This is a genomic window from Gracilimonas qinghaiensis (genome assembly GCF_046602855.1).
GTDB lineage: Bacteria > Bacteroidota > Rhodothermia > Balneolales > Balneolaceae > Gracilimonas.
Genome location: NZ_JBKINJ010000001.1, coordinates 1,696,108 through 1,714,769, shown reverse-complemented (window position 1 = coordinate 1,714,769; position 18,662 = coordinate 1,696,108). Strand labels below are relative to the sequence as shown.

General features: G+C 41.6%; 12 protein-coding genes. 11 read left to right on the top strand and 1 reads right to left on the bottom strand.

Annotation, left to right across the window (positions count from 1 at the left end):
• Positions 1 to 165 precede the first annotated feature (165 nt).
• From ACKGJO_RS07665 to ACKGJO_RS07655, 3 genes are all read left to right on the top strand, one after another.
• Positions 166 to 2,010, top strand: coding sequence for a TonB-dependent receptor plug domain-containing protein (locus tag ACKGJO_RS07665; protein WP_411322827.1), 1,845 nt, complete (start codon positions 166 to 168; stop codon positions 2,008 to 2,010).
• A gap of 518 nt (positions 2,011 to 2,528) precedes the next feature.
• Positions 2,529 to 6,209: a vitamin B12-dependent ribonucleotide reductase gene (locus tag ACKGJO_RS07660; protein ID WP_411322826.1), complete on the top strand. Its 3,681-nt coding sequence runs from the start codon at positions 2,529 to 2,531 to the stop codon at positions 6,207 to 6,209.
• A gap of 485 nt (positions 6,210 to 6,694) precedes the next feature.
• On the top strand, positions 6,695 to 7,444 hold the full coding sequence (locus ACKGJO_RS07655) for an SDR family oxidoreductase (RefSeq protein WP_411322825.1): 750 nt from the start codon (positions 6,695 to 6,697) through the stop codon (positions 7,442 to 7,444).
• Positions 7,445 to 7,846: 402 nt separating this feature from the next.
• Here the strand turns inward: ACKGJO_RS07655 and ACKGJO_RS07650 are convergent, their stop codons facing one another.
• On the bottom strand, positions 7,847 to 8,539 hold the full coding sequence (locus ACKGJO_RS07650; RefSeq protein WP_411322824.1) for an alpha/beta fold hydrolase: 693 nt from the start codon (positions 8,537 to 8,539) through the stop codon (positions 7,847 to 7,849).
• 527 nt (positions 8,540 to 9,066) lie between these two features.
• Here ACKGJO_RS07650 and ACKGJO_RS07645 point away from each other — a divergent pair.
• From ACKGJO_RS07645 to ACKGJO_RS07610, 8 genes are all read left to right on the top strand, one after another.
• Positions 9,067 to 10,791, top strand: a complete 1,725-nt coding sequence (locus tag ACKGJO_RS07645) for a DUF1565 domain-containing protein (RefSeq protein WP_411322823.1) — start codon at positions 9,067 to 9,069, stop codon at positions 10,789 to 10,791.
• A gap of 557 nt (positions 10,792 to 11,348) precedes the next feature.
• Positions 11,349 to 11,996: an ArsR/SmtB family transcription factor gene (locus ACKGJO_RS07640; protein WP_411322822.1), complete on the top strand. Its 648-nt coding sequence runs from the start codon at positions 11,349 to 11,351 to the stop codon at positions 11,994 to 11,996.
• 37 nt (positions 11,997 to 12,033) lie between these two features.
• On the top strand, positions 12,034 to 13,278 hold the full coding sequence (locus tag ACKGJO_RS07635; protein ID WP_411322821.1) for an MFS transporter: 1,245 nt from the start codon (positions 12,034 to 12,036) through the stop codon (positions 13,276 to 13,278).
• 191 nt (positions 13,279 to 13,469) lie between these two features.
• On the top strand, positions 13,470 to 14,306 hold the full coding sequence (locus ACKGJO_RS07630) for a sterol desaturase family protein (protein ID WP_411322820.1): 837 nt from the start codon (positions 13,470 to 13,472) through the stop codon (positions 14,304 to 14,306).
• A gap of 24 nt (positions 14,307 to 14,330) precedes the next feature.
• Positions 14,331 to 14,957, top strand: a complete 627-nt coding sequence (locus tag ACKGJO_RS07625) for a class I SAM-dependent methyltransferase (protein ID WP_411322819.1) — start codon at positions 14,331 to 14,333, stop codon at positions 14,955 to 14,957.
• Positions 14,958 to 15,294: 337 nt separating this feature from the next.
• The gene (locus tag ACKGJO_RS07620; protein WP_411322818.1) at positions 15,295 to 16,905 is read left to right on the top strand and encodes a calcineurin-like phosphoesterase C-terminal domain-containing protein; all 1,611 of its coding nucleotides are present in this window, start codon (positions 15,295 to 15,297) and stop codon (positions 16,903 to 16,905) included.
• Between the two features lie 90 nt (positions 16,906 to 16,995).
• Positions 16,996 to 17,613 (top strand): inorganic pyrophosphatase, encoded by a 618-nt coding sequence (locus ACKGJO_RS07615; RefSeq protein ID WP_411322817.1) that lies wholly within the window; start codon positions 16,996 to 16,998, stop codon positions 17,611 to 17,613.
• Positions 17,614 to 17,652: 39 nt separating this feature from the next.
• Positions 17,653 to 18,660, top strand: a complete 1,008-nt coding sequence (locus ACKGJO_RS07610) for a cation diffusion facilitator family transporter (protein WP_411322816.1) — start codon at positions 17,653 to 17,655, stop codon at positions 18,658 to 18,660.
• Positions 18,661 to 18,662 lie beyond the last annotated feature (2 nt).

The window sequence follows — 18,662 nt, the reverse complement described above, 5'->3', positions numbered from 1 at the left end:
CCTCTTTCGGGTAAAAAGACGTGCCGTATCAATTTTATGTTTTATTCACCTCTACAAGATAAGTTTATATTATTTGGACTTTCCGTCTATGGAAGGGCTATATCAAGTTGAGAGTTAAAACTATTTACCCGCCAAACACTAATCATAATTAACAAACATATATACATGAAGTACTTACTTACAACGGTATTACTACTATTGGCGGTATCACAAAAAATAAAGGCGCAAGTAGCTGACACACTGGATCTTGGTGAAGTGGTGATAACTGCCTCCAAAACACCAACTTCAGAAAGAGAAACGACGAAACCGGTGACGACCATCACACACGCAGAGATTCAAAAGGCGCCAGGACTGTCTGTTTCGGAATTGCTGAACAGACAAACGGGAATCATGATAAACGGAGCTGTTTCAAGTCCCGGAAAAGATAAATCTGTTTATTTGCGGGGTGCTGCCACACAATACACGCTAATTCTTATTGATGGTTTTCCTGTTACGGATCCATCAAGCGAGGGTGGGGCTTTCGACTTACGCTTATTATCGCTTGAAAACGTAGAGCGAATTGAGATCGTGAAGGGAAGTATGAGTACACTCTATGGCTCTGACGCCATTGCAGGAGTTATCAACATCATTACCAAAAAACCTGATGAAGGCTTGGTGAACGCCAATGCAAAAATGGCCATCGGTTCGTATAACACCAACGAATTGTCGCTGGGGTTCAACGGAACAGGAAAGGTGGCATCATATAATGTGAACCTGTCAAGGACATTTACGAAAGGGATATCAGAAGCGGAAGGAGAAGATTTTAACAGGGATGGCTATGAGCGCTATGTCGGATCCACTGAAATTAACTTTGACCTGACTGAGGAACTGACCGTAACGCCATTCCTGAATTATTCGAACTACGCCGGTGACTATGATGCGGGTGCATTTGCTGATGCTGAGAATACTTATGAGGCAGATCTGATCAATTCCGGAATACGTTTCAATTACAAAAGAAATAATTTTGAGTTGAGAGCAGCCGGCACGTTTACTGACACGGAACGCAAATTCATTGACGATTTTGGTGTGTTCAACCCAAAAGCAAATCTTTGGAACAATGACATATATGGTGTGTATTCATTTGCGGAAAATGTGAGACTACTGGCTGGCTTTAACTACCAGGACCTAAATTTTGAACTTGATGGCATCGATGAAGGCAGTAATATCGTGAGTCCTTATACTACTTTATATCTCGGTTCAAGTTATGGGTTAAATACTGAATTTGGTATTCGCCTGAATAAACATTCCGAATACGGAACAAACTGGAGTTTCAATATTTCACCGGTTTATAATATCACTGAAGAGTTAAAAGTATTAACCTCTTTGAGTTCGGGTTTCAAAGCACCGACTCTCAATGAGTTGTTTGGTCCTTTTGGCGCTAATCCTGATCTGGAGCCACAAACCAGTCTGACCTTTGATGCCGGACTGGAGTACAGATCCTCATCATCAGGTTTTAGTGCAGGAGTAAATTATTTCATTAGAACCGTGGAGGATCTCATTTCCTACGACAGTTCGATTGGTTATGTGAATGTGAATGAACAGAATGATTCAGGAGTGGAAGTCACAAGCTCATATACCTGGCCCGAAACAAGGGTTAATGTGTATTATAATTATCTGGATGGTGCGATCACTCGCGAAGGTGAAGAGTTTGATAATCTTATCCGCAGGCCTGATCATAGCTTTGGTTGGGGTATTCAACAAAATCTAAGTCCAGATCTGATCGCCGATCTGAATGGAAGATTTATCGGTGAGAGGGAAGATCTTTTCTTCAATATGTCAACCTTTCAAAACGAAACGGTGGAGCTTGGTAGTTATATTCTTTTGAACGTATCGCTGAATTATGAACTACCTGAATACAATGCCAGTTTGTTCGCATCTTTGAATAATTTACTTGATGCTGATTATCAGGAAGTATATGGGTTCAATACACCCGGCGTTAACTTCAAAGCAGGTTTTAGACTCAGTCTCTGATCATTTTATGCTAACTTAAAAATAGTTATAATATCGATATTATTGAAATATATGAGTTTAGTACAATCTAAATAGTAATGATCGATATCATGTACAAAAAACGATTAATTAAAATTATAAAACAGTGTTCTGCTATTAGGTTTTAAAATAAAGGTGTGGATAACTTTTACACCTATAATTAAATGATCAAAGTTTTAAAAAAGCCTCTTTAGAATTTTAAAGAGGCTTTTTTTAATGTAAGCTGACTACAATACATAAGTTTAAAAGGTGAAATTATAATAAAATATATATTATAAAATATTGTGAGCGGTCTTTTTGGCAGTTAATAATTTGCAATGTGGATAAGTCCCCAATATTGTGGAAAAGTAATCGTTTTTTTTCTTGCTGTGTGTTGGTCTCACGTCTATATTATTTCGTACTTCTTCAGGAGATAAGAATCGGGAAGCACTAAAGAAATTGTCTCTCATCTACGAAGGTATAAATGATATAATTGTAACATCTAAGTAACGAAGTACCCAATGAAATTTACTCGCTTCTACACGCAGTCGGAATGGAAAACGCCATTTGATGAAATAAAATTTGCAACAAGAACCTCTGAGATCAAAAATCCTGACGGATCGCAGGTATTCCATATGGAAAATGTGGTAGTACCTGAAAGTTGGAGTCAGGTTGCTACTGATGTTATTGCTCAGAAATATTTTCGTAAAGCAGGTGTGCCTGCGAAACTGAAGAAAATAAAAGAAAAGGGAGTGCCGAAATGGCTGCAAAGATCTGAAGCGGATGAGAAAGCTCTAAAAGAACTGCCTGAAGAAGAACGCTTTACTCATGAAATTGACAGTAAGCAGGTCTTTCACCGGTTGGCGGGTTGTTGGACTTATTGGGGATGGAAACATGACTATTTTGACGATGAAGAAAACGCAAAAGTTTTCTATGATGAATTAGCTTATATGCTGGCCAATCAGATGGCCGCACCAAATAGTCCTCAGTGGTTCAATACAGGACTGCATTGGGCGTATGGAATCAATGGGCCTGCTCAGGGACATCATTATGTAGATGGTAAAACCGGAGAGCTAAAACGATCTGAAGATGCCTATACCCATCCGCAACCGCATGCCTGCTTTATTCAAAGTGTGGATGACGATCTTGTAAATGAAGGCGGGATCATGGACTTATGGGTTCGTGAAGCACGTCTTTTTAAATATGGATCAGGGACAGGAAGTAACTTCTCGCAGATCCGTGGGGCAGATGAGCCATTGAGCGGTGGCGGAAGAAGTTCAGGCTTGATGAGTTTCCTGAAGATCGGAGATCGTGCTGCCGGAGCCATTAAATCAGGTGGTACAACACGTCGTGCCGCTAAAATGGTGACCCTTGATCTGGACCATCCTGATATCGAAGAGTACATCAACTGGAAAGTGAGGGAAGAGCAGAAAGTAGCTGCCCTTGTTGCCGGTTCAAAAAGTGTGCAAAAGCATCTGAAGAATATCATCAAACTTTGCCACACCCCGGTAGAAATTGAAGGACGTACTTTCAACGGTGCCATGAGCCGTGATCCCCTGAAGAATAAAGCGCTTGCTGATGAGATCCGTAAGGCTAAGAGAAATCAGGTTCCCCTTAACTATATAGAGCGTGTGATTCAGCTTGCCGCTCAGGGATTCACCGATCTTGAATTTGATACCTACGACACCGATTGGAATTCCGAGGCTTACTCAACCGTAAGCGGTCAGAATTCAAACAACTCCGTTCGTGTGCCAAACTCATTTATGAAGGCTGTAAAGGAAGACAAGGACTGGCATTTATATGGACGGGTTGAATTGGAAGATGCTGAAGAAGAAGGGCGTGATCCGGAACCAATGAAAACCCTAAGAGCCCGTGAGCTTTGGGATGACATTGCCTATGCAGCCTGGTCTTGTGCCGATCCCGGAACTCAGTACCATGATACCATCAACGAATGGCATACATGCCCTGAAGATGGCCCGATCAAAGCAAGTAACCCTTGCTCAGAATACATGTTTCTCGATAATACAGCCTGTAACCTGGCATCCCTGAACCTGATGAAATATTTCAAAGGGGATGGCGAGTACAAAGAATTCGATATGGAGTCGCTGGAATATGCCTCCCGTATCTGGACGGTGGTTCTCGAGATCGCCGTATTGATGGCTCAGTTCCCATCCAAAGAAATTGCAGAGCTTTCGTATGAATTCCGTACGCTCGGTCTCGGCTACGCAAATATCGGTGCTGCACTTATGGTGCAAGGTTTACCATACGACAGTGAAGAAGGTGCTGCTGTTGCCGGCGCGGTTACAGCTACCATGCACATGACCTCGTATGCAACTTCTGCTGAAATGGCGAAAGAGTTAGGTTCCTTCAACGGCTATGAGCGAAACAAAGAGCACATGCTCAAAGTGATCCGCAATCACCGAAGAGCAGCTTATAATGTTGATCCGGAAGAATATGAAGGATTGACCGTGAAGCCTATGGGTATTGATGCTTCCATTTGTCCTGATTATCTGGTAAAAGCAGCTAAAAAGGCTTCTGACAAAGCACTTAAGCTTGGAGAAAAACATGGATATCGAAATGCCCAGGTAACGGTACTTGCACCAACCGGAACCATCGGTTTGGTAATGGATTGTGACACCACCGGTATAGAACCTGACTTCGCATTGGTTAAATTCAAGAAGCTGGCCGGTGGCGGATACTTTAAGATCATCAATCAGGCTGTACCAAAAGCGCTGGAGAATCTTGGTTATTCCAAGAAGGAATCTCAGGAGATCATCGACTATGCTAAAGGCACAGGTTCTCTGGAAGGTTGTCCTCACATCAACGCTGAGACATTGATGGAGAAAGGATTTACCAAAGAAAAACTGGATGCTATTAACGAAGCACTTCCCGGAAGTTTCGACATCAAGTTTGCTTTCAATCAGTGGACACTCGGCGAAGATTTCTGCAAAGATGTTCTGGAGATCCCGGAAGAGCAGCTTAATGATATGAACTTTGATATGCTGCGATTCCTTGGATTCAGCAGAGAACAAATTCAGGATGCCAACGATTATGTTTGTGGAACCATGACGGTTGAAGGCGCACCGCATCTCAAAGAAGAAGATTACGCAGTATTTGATTGTGCCAATCGCTGCGGAAGGATCGGTACCCGATTCATTTCGGCCAAAGGCCATATCCGAATGATGGCTGCAGCGCAGCCATTCCTTTCTGGAGCTATTTCCAAGACCATCAACCTTCCGAATGAAGCTACTATCGAAGACATGAAGGATGCCTACATGGATTCATGGGAAATGATGCTTAAGGCAAATGCCTTATATCGTGACGGTTCCAAGTTAAGTCAGCCACTGAACTCTATGGCCGATGTACTGGAAGAGATCGAAGATGAAGATGAAACAGAAGCAGTAGATGCTGAAACCACCATGGCACAAGATAAAGTGCTTGAAGTGGCAGAGCGTATCATCCATAAATATGTAGCTCGCCGACAAAGGCTGCCGTTCCGCCGCGAAGGTTACACACAGAAAGTTAAGATCGGTGGACAAAGTGTTTATCTGAGAACCGGTGAGTATGAAAATGGGCAACTTGGTGAGATCTTTATTGATATGCACCGTGAAGGGGCTGCATTCAGAAGCTTGTTGAACTGCTTTGCGATTTCCATATCTCTGGGGCTGCAACATGGTGTACCGCTTGAAGAATTCGTAGATGCCTTTGTATTCACGAAATTCGAGCCAAGCGGAATGGTTAATGGTAACCCACACGTGAAGATGAGTACATCCGTTATCGATTACATCTTCCGTGAGCTGGCTGTAACATATCTTGGTCGTGAAGATCTGGCACACGTGCCGGCCGATCAGATCGAATCACGCAACTTGCGGCCAACTGCAGATGCCAATCCGGATGTTGACAGTGCTGAGTTTGAGCGCACTACCGGAACCAGCTCTTCTGCTGATGCCGTGGCCAAAGCACCCGAATCTGATCCAGAAACCGATCCTGTTCCTGAAAAGATAAGCGTTGACAGCAGTCAGACAGCTATAGAAGGACAGCACAAAGCGGTTCAGTCAGACAGCTACGAAAGCGAATATGACAAAGCAAAACAGATGGGCTATACCGGCGAAGCCTGCCCTGAATGTGGCAGTATGACCATGGTGAGAAATGGCACATGTATGAAGTGTATCACCTGTGGGTCTACCACCGGTTGTAGTTAATCGTTATTGGTTAAATCATTAATGCGGAAAGCAGTTCCCATTAACGAATAACCGTTACTCCAATAAAGAACTTTACATGGAGAACAGGATAACCCTGATCGGTGAGTAGCCGGTCAGGGTTTTTATTTGGTGCATTAGGTCTTATCAAGCTATAGGGGTATCCGGAAAAACATCCTTAAAGAATGGTTACGACCTTGATCTCAATTCAATAAGTTTAACCTCATGGGAAAAAATGCAACAGAAATAATTTTTGATATTTAAGTGATTTCTGGTCTGGAAACTACACAAGCCATTATTTTATACAAATTTGATCCTCAGTCCGATGATACCTTTTTCCGGTAATAATAAAACTGAATGTTCCTGCCTAAGATGTGTTTGTGGTACTGAACGGATTTGAAAATTAACTGCAAAGGTTCTAATTCAGACACATATTGATTTAGAAGCGTCAAAATTTATAATCAGAGCATAAAGACAATTACGGAAAAATGAATAACGAGAATATAGAAGAAAAAGTAGTCGTCATAACGGGTGCAAGCAGTGGGTTTGGAAAAGTCGCCGCTGAGTATTTATCGGAACGTGGTGCTACCGTTGTTTTAGGAGCACGCCGGACAGATAAAATTGAAACATTAGCAAAATCCATCAGTGAAAATGGAGGAAAAGCCTTAGCCGTGACTACTAATGTGACTGAGAGGGATCAGGTTAAAAATCTTGTAGACAGTGCCGTTGATGAATACGATCGGATTGATGTGATGATAAACAACGCAGGTATCATGCCACTCGCTCCGCTCGAAAAACTGAGAGTTGATGAGTGGGACCAAATGATAGATGTAAATATCAAAGGTGTGATGTATGGAATTGCAGCTGCTCTGCCACATATGAAAGAGCAGAAAAGTGGTCATTTTATTAATGTCTCATCTGTTGCCGGGCATAAAATTGGACCGGGCGGTACAGTATATTCAGCCACCAAACATGCGGTACGAACAATTTCGGAAGGTCTTCGAAAAGAAGTGAAGCCATACAATTTGCGAACAACCATTATCTCACCAGGTGCTGTAGATACGGAGTTGCCATCCAGCACCGAAGATCCGGAGACGGCTGAGGGTATCAAGGATTTCTATGATGATAAGGCCATTCCAGCTGATTCATTCGCACGAGCCGTTATCTTTGCAATGGAACAGCCTGAAGATATGGATGTAAACGAAATACTTTACCGCCCAACTGCTCAGGAGCTTTAAAATAACGTTTGATATAGTCAATCTAGGCCAAAGAGAAACCCTTTCAATAGGCAGGCTAAACAATGATCAAAAGACAAGTCGCCTGAACCACTTAGTTAGTATCTTGGGGCTTTTACTTTTAATAATCACCGGACAGAACTGTGGCTTATTGAATAAGAATTGATCAATTCATAAAGCAAAATCTTCCCTGTTCAATTGTTTAAGTTTTGAGCTTACCAAAACGGCATACTGAACCAAAGGATGAACTTGGAAGGGTATTTCAAACGTGCATTTAAGACCGTAAAGCAGCTTTCTGCTAATTTCGGATGATGTTTGTGGTATGCTAAGAATTATTGAGTCAATTTTCTACAGCATACAGATTTCTTGCTAACTGTTTTAAAACTTGTGATAACACCAAGGATTCTATGAATCTGTATCAAAAAAACCATCTAACGAAACAGCTAATAACTTTAAATTGACTTTTCCAATCGGATGCGGTGTATCAGGTAGTACTGTTAATTCTCCATTTTGAAGTTCATTGTAAACCTCTATGCTTTGTTGAAGTCCGGCGGTGGAATCACTGTCCCCAACATGAATTCTGATGTTGTGGGTTATTTCTGACCACTCTCTGTCTTTAATACGCGGATTTTTACCCAGGTCTAACAATAGGTCTTTTGTCTTTAGTGTGACTTTTTGCCAACCGGCAGGGTGGCGTTTATTTAATTCTTCGGCAAATTTTGGGACTTTCAACTTGATCTTATCGGGATTCAGAAATTTCACTTCTCTTTCCGCTATACTGGAATTCCACTTCAAGACAGTGCCAAGTGTTGATATTTTCTCTACGCGTTCAGGATAATACCTGGCCAGGTACATGGCTACATATCCCCCCATGCTGTAACCGAACAGGTGTACTTTTTCTAAGTTTCTCTCATCCATGTATTTCAACACATTCTCGGTGAAGTTCTCCATTCTGAAGGGTCGATCAGGTATAGATGCTGTACCGTGTGCCTCGAAATTCATCAGATGTATAGGTTGATCTGTTTCTAATATATCCGCCAATGGTTTCAATTGATCGGATGTACCTAAAGCGCCATGAAGTAGAATTACTGGATTCATTTTGATTTTATTGGATTGATCTTCTCCTGCAAGTTTAGAAAATATATCAAAAAATTAGTAGGCAGCATCTATTTTTGGAGTTAGTGTAATTGTTGGCAGAGAGCCATTTGTATTTTACTAAGAATCGGTACGATTTAACAACTTTGTAGAATAGGGTCTTATAAACTGATACCAGCTATCATGGTTTTGCCGGGTAGATCCATGTTTTGCGTTTCCAACGGGTAAGCAGGGAAGCAATGTTATCGATATCCAGATAAAGTATAGTCCTGAATTTCTGGAGTCATTTGAGCATTTGCAATTCCTGATATAACAGTGCGTAAAGTCTGTCGAAAAATCACTATCCAACATTTGTAAGACATATTTGCAGATCCGTGGCCTGCTTTTGGAATATGTAGTACAGATACAGCTGTAAATGACCTGATTTTGTATAAGGTCTCGTATGTATAAGTGAAATGATAAGTCAAGAGCCCTGTAAAGATGGTAAAATTAACTTTTGCTCTTGAATTCAAAAAAATTTGAGGAAACATATGCTTAATAAGATTACAATATTTGGATTATTTTTATCACTGACAGTACTTTTTTCCTGCAGTGAAAGTGGAACCGGATCGGATACCGGGAGTGATGGTGGCGGAGATAATAGTCCCACTCCATTTGTAACAGCAGATGCCGGAAATGCTGCTGATGCAGTTGTGGGCTTCGAGGCTTCTGTAGATGCCTCCGGTTCTACCGGTAGTTCAACTGTCAGTTATAGCTGGGAGATCAGCAGTCGTCCTGAAAATAGCAGTACAAGTTTGGGTAATAGTTCATCAGAATCCCCTTCTTTTATTCCTGATTTACCGGGAGAATATGAACTTACTTTAACAGCCAGTTCCGACGGTGAAAGTGATACGGATCAGGTAGTTATTTCTGCCATAGCAAAACGTTTGTTTGTAGATGCCAACAGCGGTGCTGACGGAGATTATGAAGGCTACATGCCGGATAGTCCTTTAAAAACAATTACGAAGGCATTATCTGTCTACGGTCAAAACGATGAAAACGCATTTTTAGATATCGATAGCATTCGTGTTGCAGAAGGACTTTATGATGAGGCCAATGGGGAAAGTTTTCCTATGGGTTTTGCAGGAGATCTCATCGTAAAAGGTGATCAAAATGTGAATCGTGATAATATCCATATCCTGAGTCCGGATGTTGATAGAGATCCTGCGATCCGAATTGGTGAAGGTGTTACCTTACGGCACATCCATGTTGAAAATGGCTACACAGGCGGCTCCTATAATGCTGATCCGGATGCAGTTTATATTTGGAGCGGTACCGATATGAGCACGTCAACCGTAGTGTTAGAGGACATAACAATAACGATGAATGCCGAGGAGGGAGTAAGCATATCAACAGGATCAAATATGACAGTTGATATCCGGAGTTATAACGGGAACCGAAGCTTAATTGACGGTAATAATATCGGCCGGGCCTATGAGAACCGATTTAACACCTCTAATATCACATTAAACATTGAAGATACTGATATCTCAACTATGGGAGATAATGGTGCCTTTCAGGTTGATGATATCAATAACCTAACTATAAATGTAAATAACGCCGTATTTGAGGCCGGTGTTGGACATGTAAATCCCTCAGCTTTCGAATTATCAGATGCTGTAGATCTGACACTGGAAAACTCAACTATTACCAGTAGCGATGGCACAGAATCAGGGGATCGCTTCAAATATGGAATTGTAATGACAAACGCACAGCCCAATTCTAATATTGAGATACTTAACTCAACAATTCAGTATACACAGTGGTCAGCAATTCTGATGCGGGAAGCTGTTGTCAAAGTCACCGATAGTATAATCGAAGGAGTACTTACACAACAGTCTGGTGTTAACTTAGCATATGATGCTATCAGACAGCTGGACGGTACGTTGGTAGTACGTGGTACCACTTTTAAAGATATCAACACTAGTGCAATAGACATTGGCGGACCGGATTTACCCAACGACAATAACTTTTATGTGGATTTGGGTACAGACCAGGACCCGGGGAATAATACATTTCAAAATGTTATGGGCTGGGATATACAGGTATCACGCAGTGGTGAAGTAGAGACCGAAATACCGGCCTGGGGTAATAGTTGGTCTAATGGAGGTACACCCAGATGCCGACAAAGTATAAGTGATTATGACCTCGGTGAGATCTATGTAAATGATCAGGGAGGTAGCCTGCGCTATAGTGCATCCGGAGTATGCAACTAGGCACTTCATCTTTTTGAATATGACCTGACCGCATCGGATTGAAATTCGATGCGGTTTTATTTTGACCTGATTCTCTGCCCAGCTAGAATTTCATAATGAATCAGAAGAAGACCACCTTCTTTACTAGCAAACATTACAATTCACCGTCTTAAAATTACTCATTCTATCCTGCAAAAGTGATAACAGAAGTCCTGAAACCGAGCTGTTTTCAGTGCTAACAGTAGCAGCCTTTATTCAGGATATATTGCATATGGTATTAAATATTATGAGGTTTTTATGCACACTCGAGAGAGAATATTCTTCACTCATATATAAATATAGAGCGTTTATTGAAAAATGAGTATAAATATAAGCTAAACTGATTTATGGGTAAGGTGAACAAATGAAATGTTTTCTTATCAATTATTTCGTCGGACTGTTTGGCTGTATCTGATAAATCCGGCGAGGAACAAACGGATATATATGATAGTCTTATATAATAACATTCAAATATTACTTTGAATGTTATTATGTAAGACTTAACTTTCAAAGCGTCCAAATTAACAAATCAATTTACTATGAGCGCCCGGGAGTTTAAAGATAACATTTATGGTGAAATTGCATCCGTATCAAAAGCCTTGGCCAATCCGCATAGGCTGGAGATCGTAGAGCTTCTGGCACAAGGAGCTTCATCTGTTGAGTACGTTGCGGATCAGATCAATCTTTCGGTAGCATCAGCCTCTCATCACCTGCAAACACTAAAAAAAGCGAGACTTGTTTCAACGAAGAAAAAAGGTAAATACCGGTATTACTCGCTTTCAAACCAACATGTGTTTAAAGTTTGGAAGGCGATGAGAGAATTGGCCTTCTCTCAAAATGCAGAGATCAATAAACTTATTGCTGACTACAGAGCATCTCAAAATAACCTCGAGCCTATCACCACTGAAGAACTTAAAAAAAGACTTAATGAAGGAAATGCACTGTTAATTGATGTCCGCCCCGGTCAGGAATATGATGCTGGTCACATCACTTCCTCCTTATCAGTGCCTAAAGATGAATTACACCGGCGTATCAAGGATCTGCCTAAGGATAAAGAGATCGTTGCTTATTGCAGAGGACCATTATGTACTATGGCAGATGAAGCGGTAGCAGAACTAAGGCAGAGGGGGTACAAGGCTACAAAGTTGGATGTCGGTTATCCAGAGTGGAAAATAGCAAAAGCTTAACTTGAGTAACTTTTAAATAAAGAAAAACGTAGTAAAAATGAATTCTACACCTGGTCTAAGACAAAATTGGAAACAGTTTTCCCTGCTGGTTTTGATCAATGCCTTTGTTGGCGGGATGGTCGGTCTTGAAAGAACTATTCTACCTGAAATTGCAGAAACGGATTTCGGAATTGCTGCTAAAACAGCCATTTTTTCCTTCATAGTTGTATTTGGTATCACGAAAGCTCTGGCAAACTACTTTGCCGGTAGATTTGCCCAAAAATTTGGCCGTAAAAAAATGCTTATCGTTGGCTGGCTATTTGGAATTCCGGTACCGTTCGTTTTAATGTTTGCTCCTGATTGGAACTGGATCGTATTTGCTAATATTCTTCTTGGTATTAATCAAGGCCTCTCATGGTCGGCTAATGTGATCATGAAAATTGATCTTGCCGGAGAAAAAGACCGGGGCTTAGCAATGGGCCTCAATGAGTTTTCCGGCTATCTTGCAGTTGCTATTGTCGCCTTCCTTACCGGCTGGATTGCCTCCGAATATGGCTTAAGACCATATCCATTTTATGTTGGGGTGATTATGGCGGGTTTAGGTTTATTGATGTCAATATTTCTTGTTAAGGACACAGCACCTTTTGTAGAACATGAATCTAAGGGTAGTAAGGACACCCGGATAAAAAAGAATTTGTTTTGGGAAGTTAGTTTTCGTGACTCAAATTTAAGAGCTATTTCACAAGGGGGGATGATCACTAACTTTACCGATGGTCTGGCATGGGGAGCGTTTCCAATTTTTCTCGCTTCAGCAGGATTAAAGCTGACAGAGATAGGAATAGTTGTGGCAATCTATCCGGCTTTCTGGGGAATACTGCAAATTGCTACCGGAAAACTATCTGATTATACCGGTCGTAAGAAAATGCTTTGGTCGGGTATGCTGGTTCAGGCATTAAGTCTTATCGCTTTTCCAATGGTCGATAATTTCTTTGCTTTTGCGATCATCTCTGCGCTTTTGGGAACTGGTACTGCTATGGTATATCCAACGTTTCTTGCGGCTGTTGCTGATCTTACCCACCCCGAAGACCGAGCAGAAAGCATAGGTATATATCGCTTGTGGCGTGACGCCGGTTACGCTTTTGGGGCCATTTTCTCAGGGGTAATTGCTGATATGTTTGATATCAGCTTGGCTATCACGCTAACAGGGTATCTGACATTGTTATCTACCTTATGGCTTTATGTGGGCTTAAAGAAATTAAATACACCAGTCAATGGATCTAAAAACAGTTCCAAAAAAATATAGATAATATTGTCATGAAAACTTTGATCATCATTAATGATGGTACCTTGAAAGCATATAATGCACTAAGAGTTACCAATCAGCTTGGTAGAGATTATAAAGATACTGAGTTATGTACCATGGCTGAATTATCCGAGTGGATTGCAAATAGTGAAAAAGTATTAACGTTTTAGATCAACCCCGAGAAAAATAATATGGACCCTATACTTGCCGCTTTACAAGAAACACAGATCATTGTCTTGGCAGGAGTCCTCATACTGTTGTTCCTATGGGAATCCGTTCATCCCTTTTATGCTCATTTTACCGGTTCATTTAAAAGCAGAGGTAAACATGCGTTGAGGAATCTCACTATTGGGGCTCTCAACGGTCTTTTGGTAAGCGTGGTGTTTGTGGGTTTGTGGCTGGCGGCTTCAGTATGGGCGGATGAACTCCGCTTCGGTATCATGCACTTGCTGCAGGACGCTACCTCCTTACCGGTTTGGGCACATGCTGTAGGAGCAATTCTTTTACTCGATGCGTGGACTTATACCTGGCACCGGCTGAATCATGAGATCCCGTTCTTTTGGCGCTTCCATAGCGTACATCATTCCGACAATAAAATGGATGTAACAACGGCAAATCGGTTTCATCTGGGAGAGATCTTTTTCTCCTCACTATTTCGGATACCGCTAATAGCTCTTTTTGGAGTCTATCTTTGGGAGTTGGTATTGTATGAAATCGTCATGTTTGCCGTGGTTCAGTTTCATCACGCCAATGTGGGTCTTCCCGAAAAATATGACCGGATATTACGAGCAATCATTGTAACCCCCAACATGCATCGGGTTCATCATTCACGTTGGCAGCCTGAAACGGATTCTAATTACAGCTCTCTTTTCTCATTTTGGGATCGTATTGCAAGAACCTTTCGGTTCAATCCTAAACCTGAAACCATAAATCTTGGATTAGAAGAGTTCGATAGCGATGAAGACCAAACTTTAAAAGGAATGATGAAAACGCCGATTAAAAATCCAAAGGCAATTAATCTTAACTGACCGTAATCGTTTACATATATAATTATGAATAAAGTAGAAGTATTCGACCAAAACAGCCAAGAGTACGACCAATGGTTTGATAGCCATCCCGTCTGGTTTCAATCGGAGCTGAATGCTCTTGATAAGGTGGTACCTTATACAGGATACGGACTTGAAATCGGTATAGGTACCGGACGTTTTGCCGAAAAGTGCGCCATCAATCGCGGTATAGATCCTTCGGAGAATATGGCTCGGATTGCCGAACAGAGAGGAACAAAAACATTTCTTGCAAAAGCTGAGAATTTGCCCTTCTTAAGTGAGACGTTTGATTTCGCTGTTATGATAACCACGGTTTGCTTCCTTGATGATATCCAACAGGCATTCCGAGAAACGGCACGCGTTCTTAAAAAAAATGGTAAGTTTATCATTGGAATGATCGATAAAGGTAGCCCGCTTGGACAGAAGTACCAGCAAAATAAAGAGGATAACCCGTTTTATAGAGATGCTCACTTTCACTCAGTACGCGAAATCACTGAATATCTTGGAAATATGGGCTTTGGAGATCTTGAATATTGGCAGACCTTAGTTACTGCCTCCGAAAAAGAACCGGAAGAGCCTCAACACGGTTACGGAGAAGGTGGGTTTGTGGTTATTAAGGCCGTATTACAGTAAAATTGATCAATAGCTAATCTGCTTGCTTACGAATCAAGTACAAAGGATCCATAAAAATTCAGCATATAGTGAGTTTGAAAAAGATCTGTTATTACTCTTGAAATGATATTTCTGATATGGACGAGAACTTCTTGAAGTGGGTAATAAAGTGCATTTAAGTTGAAAATACTTTCTACATGCTAGCCAAGGACACTTGTTAAAAAAACGTACCTGAAGAACTTGAACTCTACCTCTAATACTGTTGTCTCATTTGGTAACAATTGGTTAATGCGAATAGCGAGATTTTTCCTACTCAATTATTTAAGTTTTTGTACAAACTGGAATCAACCTTTTTAATATGACTCTTCGATCTTTTCTTTTCCTCCTATGCGTTAGCTCATTAGTTTTTTCCCAAACCGTATATGCTCAGCTTACAGCAAGCGGGATAGTGTTTGAGGATAAAAATCGAAATGGATCACTGGACCGTGATGAATTACCACTGTCAAATGTTTCGGTTTCAAATGGATCCGAAGTTGTACTAACTAGTAAGGGTGGACGATATACGCTCACCATAGATGAAGAAGATGCCACTGTGTTCGTTATCAAACCGTCAGGATATGAATTTCCGTTGAACCGATTGAATCAGCCTCAATTCTTTTATATCCATAAACCAAATGGTTCGCCAGATCTGAGATACGAAGGGGTTGAACCAACGGGTCCATTACCGGCAAAACTGAACTTTCCGCTACACAAAAGTGTGTTAAAAGACGATTTTAAAGTACTCTTATTTGGCGATCCACAGCCGTATACCCGTCAGGAGGTGGATTTCTTTGATCGCGATATCGTGGCGGAATTAGAAGGAGCAGAGGGCTATGAGTTTGGTATCACACTTGGTGATATCGTTGGGGATGATCTGGATCTGTTTGAGCCTTACAATGAGTCAATTTCAAAAATAGGAACTCCGTGGCTTAACGTATATGGCAATCATGACATGAATTTTGATGCTGAGACCGATCAATATGCAGACGAAACCTTTGAAGCAACATTCGGTCCGGCTACTTATTCGTTCAATCATGGAGAAGCTCACTTCATCATCCTGGATGATGTGATATATCCTAGACCCGACGGTGGTTCCGGTTATATTGGAGGACTCACTGATCAGCAACTCACTTTTATTGAAAATGATCTGAAATATGTATCTGAGGATAAGCTGGTCGTGATAGCTTTTCACATTCCTATATTCACTCCAAACACTCCAAATCAAACATTCCGTATTCAGGACAGAAGTCGGTTGTTTGAATTATTGAAAGATTACCCAAACACCCTCTCGTTATCCGCTCATACCCACCTGCAGCGCTTTCATTTCTTTGATGTTGAGGATGGATGGCAGCGTCTTGAACCTCACGTGCATTATAATGTTGGCACCACCGGTGGCGATTGGTGGTCTGGTGAGTTTGATGAGCGCGGTATTCCCGAAACAAAGATGCGGGATGGTACACCGAATGGATATGCGATATTGAACATCAGTGGTAATGACTACACTATTGATTATAGGGTTGCTAATTCTAACGAAAGTGATCATATGAGTATATGGGGTCCCAAAGTAGTACCACAGAACCGGTGGCACGGGGCTCAGCTTTACGTCAATTACTATTTGGGCAACGAATACACAAAAGTAGAGTACAAACTACAAGGAAGTGATGACATGTGGAGGCCCATGAACCGTGTAGCTGAACAGGATCCATATGTGGCCAAGCTGCGTCAAAAGTGGGATACCATGGATCAACTTCCTGAGCAGGGCAGAAGACCTTCCAATCCCGTTGAATCGGATCATCTATGGAAAGTGAATGTACCAAATAATATTCCAGTTGGCACTCAGATGATCGATATCAGAGTCACTGATATGTTTGGACGAATTTTTGAAGGTCATTATACCTACGAAGTAGTAGAACCAACTTATGCGAGATAATTAAGTTGCAAATCACCCTTAAGCGAAAGCAATTCTCCGCCAATACTTTTACCTTGTATGATCTAAAAAGTTAAATCAGAACATATCATTATGGCAAATTTCCCCAATCCTTTCTTTCGTTGGAGACCCCACCCCTGGCACGGACTGGAAGTTGGTTCCAATCCACCCGAGATCGTAAACGCCTTTATTGAGCTTACTCCATTCGATACTATCAAATATGAGGTGGATAAGAAGACCGGCTATATGCGGGTAGATCGTCCACAGAGGAGTTCATCGCTTCCTCCATCTTTGTATGGATTTATTCCAAGAACCTATTGCGGTGATGAAGTTGGTAAGCTTTCCAAGCAAGAGGTGAAAGGTGATGGCGACCCTTTGGATATTTGTGTTCTTAGCGAGCGCCCGATTGATAGGAATGAGGTGATCCTAAGCGCCAGGGTCATCGGAGGTTTGCATATGGTAGATCAGGGTGAAGCTGATGACAAGATCATTTCTGTACTGGACAATGACACGTACTATGCAGATGTAACTGACGTGAATGATCTGCCTCCGGTGCTGATAGAAAGGCTGAGACACTACTTTGGTACGTATAAACTGATTCCGGGTCGCGAGACTAAAGATGTATTTGTAGAGGGTATTTATGATGTTGAACATGCCAGTCAGGTTATCAAAGCATCAATTGAAGACTATGAGAGCATGTTTGGGGAATAGAACAAAGAGTATTTGGAATGCCAATGAAGAGCAGGTCATTTGGATAATACATCGATAAATAAGGGGAAGGAGAATATACGAGTCCAGAAGTTCATCGTGTTGGTGGCGGTAGTTCTCTTTGTTCTAAAAATGGCAGCATGGTACTTGACCGGGTCAGTAGCGGTACTTACTGACGGCCTCGAAAGTATTGTCAATGTGATCAGTGGCTTTATCGGGTTATACAGCTTATATCTTTCCGCTAAACCGAAGGACTCCAATCACCCTTATGGCCATGGAAAGGTCGAATTTATATCAGCAGGCATAGAGGGAGCACTCATTACAGTAGCCGGTTTGCTGATCATTATGGAGGCTATACGAAGTTTTATTGAACCTGAGCCTTTACGCAGTCTGGATCTGGGAATTGTGCTTGTAGCAGTATCGGCGGTTATCAACTATGCCTTTGGTTACTGGGCCTATGAGACCGGAAAACGTAATGATTCTCTGGCTCTTCAGGCCAGCGGAAAACATCTGCAAACGGATACTTACACAACCATTGGTATTATAGCCGGATTGGTTTTTATTAGGTTCTCCGGAATTGAATGGATCGATGGGATAGTGGCCATTATTTTTGCTCTACTGATTATGCGAATGGGGGTGAGGATACTAAGACAAGCTGTAGCAGGTATCATGGATGAGTCGGACGAAGATCTTCTGGAAGAAATGATCAACTTTTTGCAGGAAAACCGCGACCCAAAATGGATCGATCTCCATAATTTGCGAATTATAAAATATGGGAGAATCCTGCATGTGGATTGTCACCTTACCCTTCCGTGGTATCTGACGGTAAAGCAGGCTCACGCTGAATTGGATAAGATCGAGGAGTTGATCGCTAAGAAATTTGGAAATCGCATAGAGATCTTCATTCATACCGATTATTGCATGGAGTTTTCGTGCCGGCTATGTCAGGTTGAGAATTGTGATGTAAGGCAACATCAATTTGAGGAAGCTATTAAGTGGACGGTTGAAAATGTAGCTTCAGATGGAAAACATCAGTTAGACAAGCATTGATG

Bases quoted from the DNA above. Each gene is read 5' to 3' on its own strand.
- ACKGJO_RS07665 (WP_411322827.1), top strand. From the start codon at position 166: ATGAAGTACTTACTTACAACGGTATTACTACTATTGGCGGTATCACAA.
- ACKGJO_RS07660 (WP_411322826.1), top strand. From the start codon at position 2,529: ATGAAATTTACTCGCTTCTACACGCAGTCGGAATGGAAAACGCCATTT.
- ACKGJO_RS07655 (WP_411322825.1), top strand. From the start codon at position 6,695: ATGAATAACGAGAATATAGAAGAAAAAGTAGTCGTCATAACGGGTGCA.
- ACKGJO_RS07650 (WP_411322824.1), bottom strand. From the start codon at position 8,539: ATGAATCCAGTAATTCTACTTCATGGCGCTTTAGGTACATCCGATCAA.
- ACKGJO_RS07645 (WP_411322823.1), top strand. From the start codon at position 9,067: ATGCTTAATAAGATTACAATATTTGGATTATTTTTATCACTGACAGTA.
- ACKGJO_RS07640 (WP_411322822.1), top strand. From the start codon at position 11,349: ATGAGCGCCCGGGAGTTTAAAGATAACATTTATGGTGAAATTGCATCC.
- ACKGJO_RS07635 (WP_411322821.1), top strand. From the start codon at position 12,034: ATGAATTCTACACCTGGTCTAAGACAAAATTGGAAACAGTTTTCCCTG.
- ACKGJO_RS07630 (WP_411322820.1), top strand. From the start codon at position 13,470: ATGGACCCTATACTTGCCGCTTTACAAGAAACACAGATCATTGTCTTG.
- ACKGJO_RS07625 (WP_411322819.1), top strand. From the start codon at position 14,331: ATGAATAAAGTAGAAGTATTCGACCAAAACAGCCAAGAGTACGACCAA.
- ACKGJO_RS07620 (WP_411322818.1), top strand. From the start codon at position 15,295: ATGACTCTTCGATCTTTTCTTTTCCTCCTATGCGTTAGCTCATTAGTT.
- ACKGJO_RS07615 (WP_411322817.1), top strand. From the start codon at position 16,996: ATGGCAAATTTCCCCAATCCTTTCTTTCGTTGGAGACCCCACCCCTGG.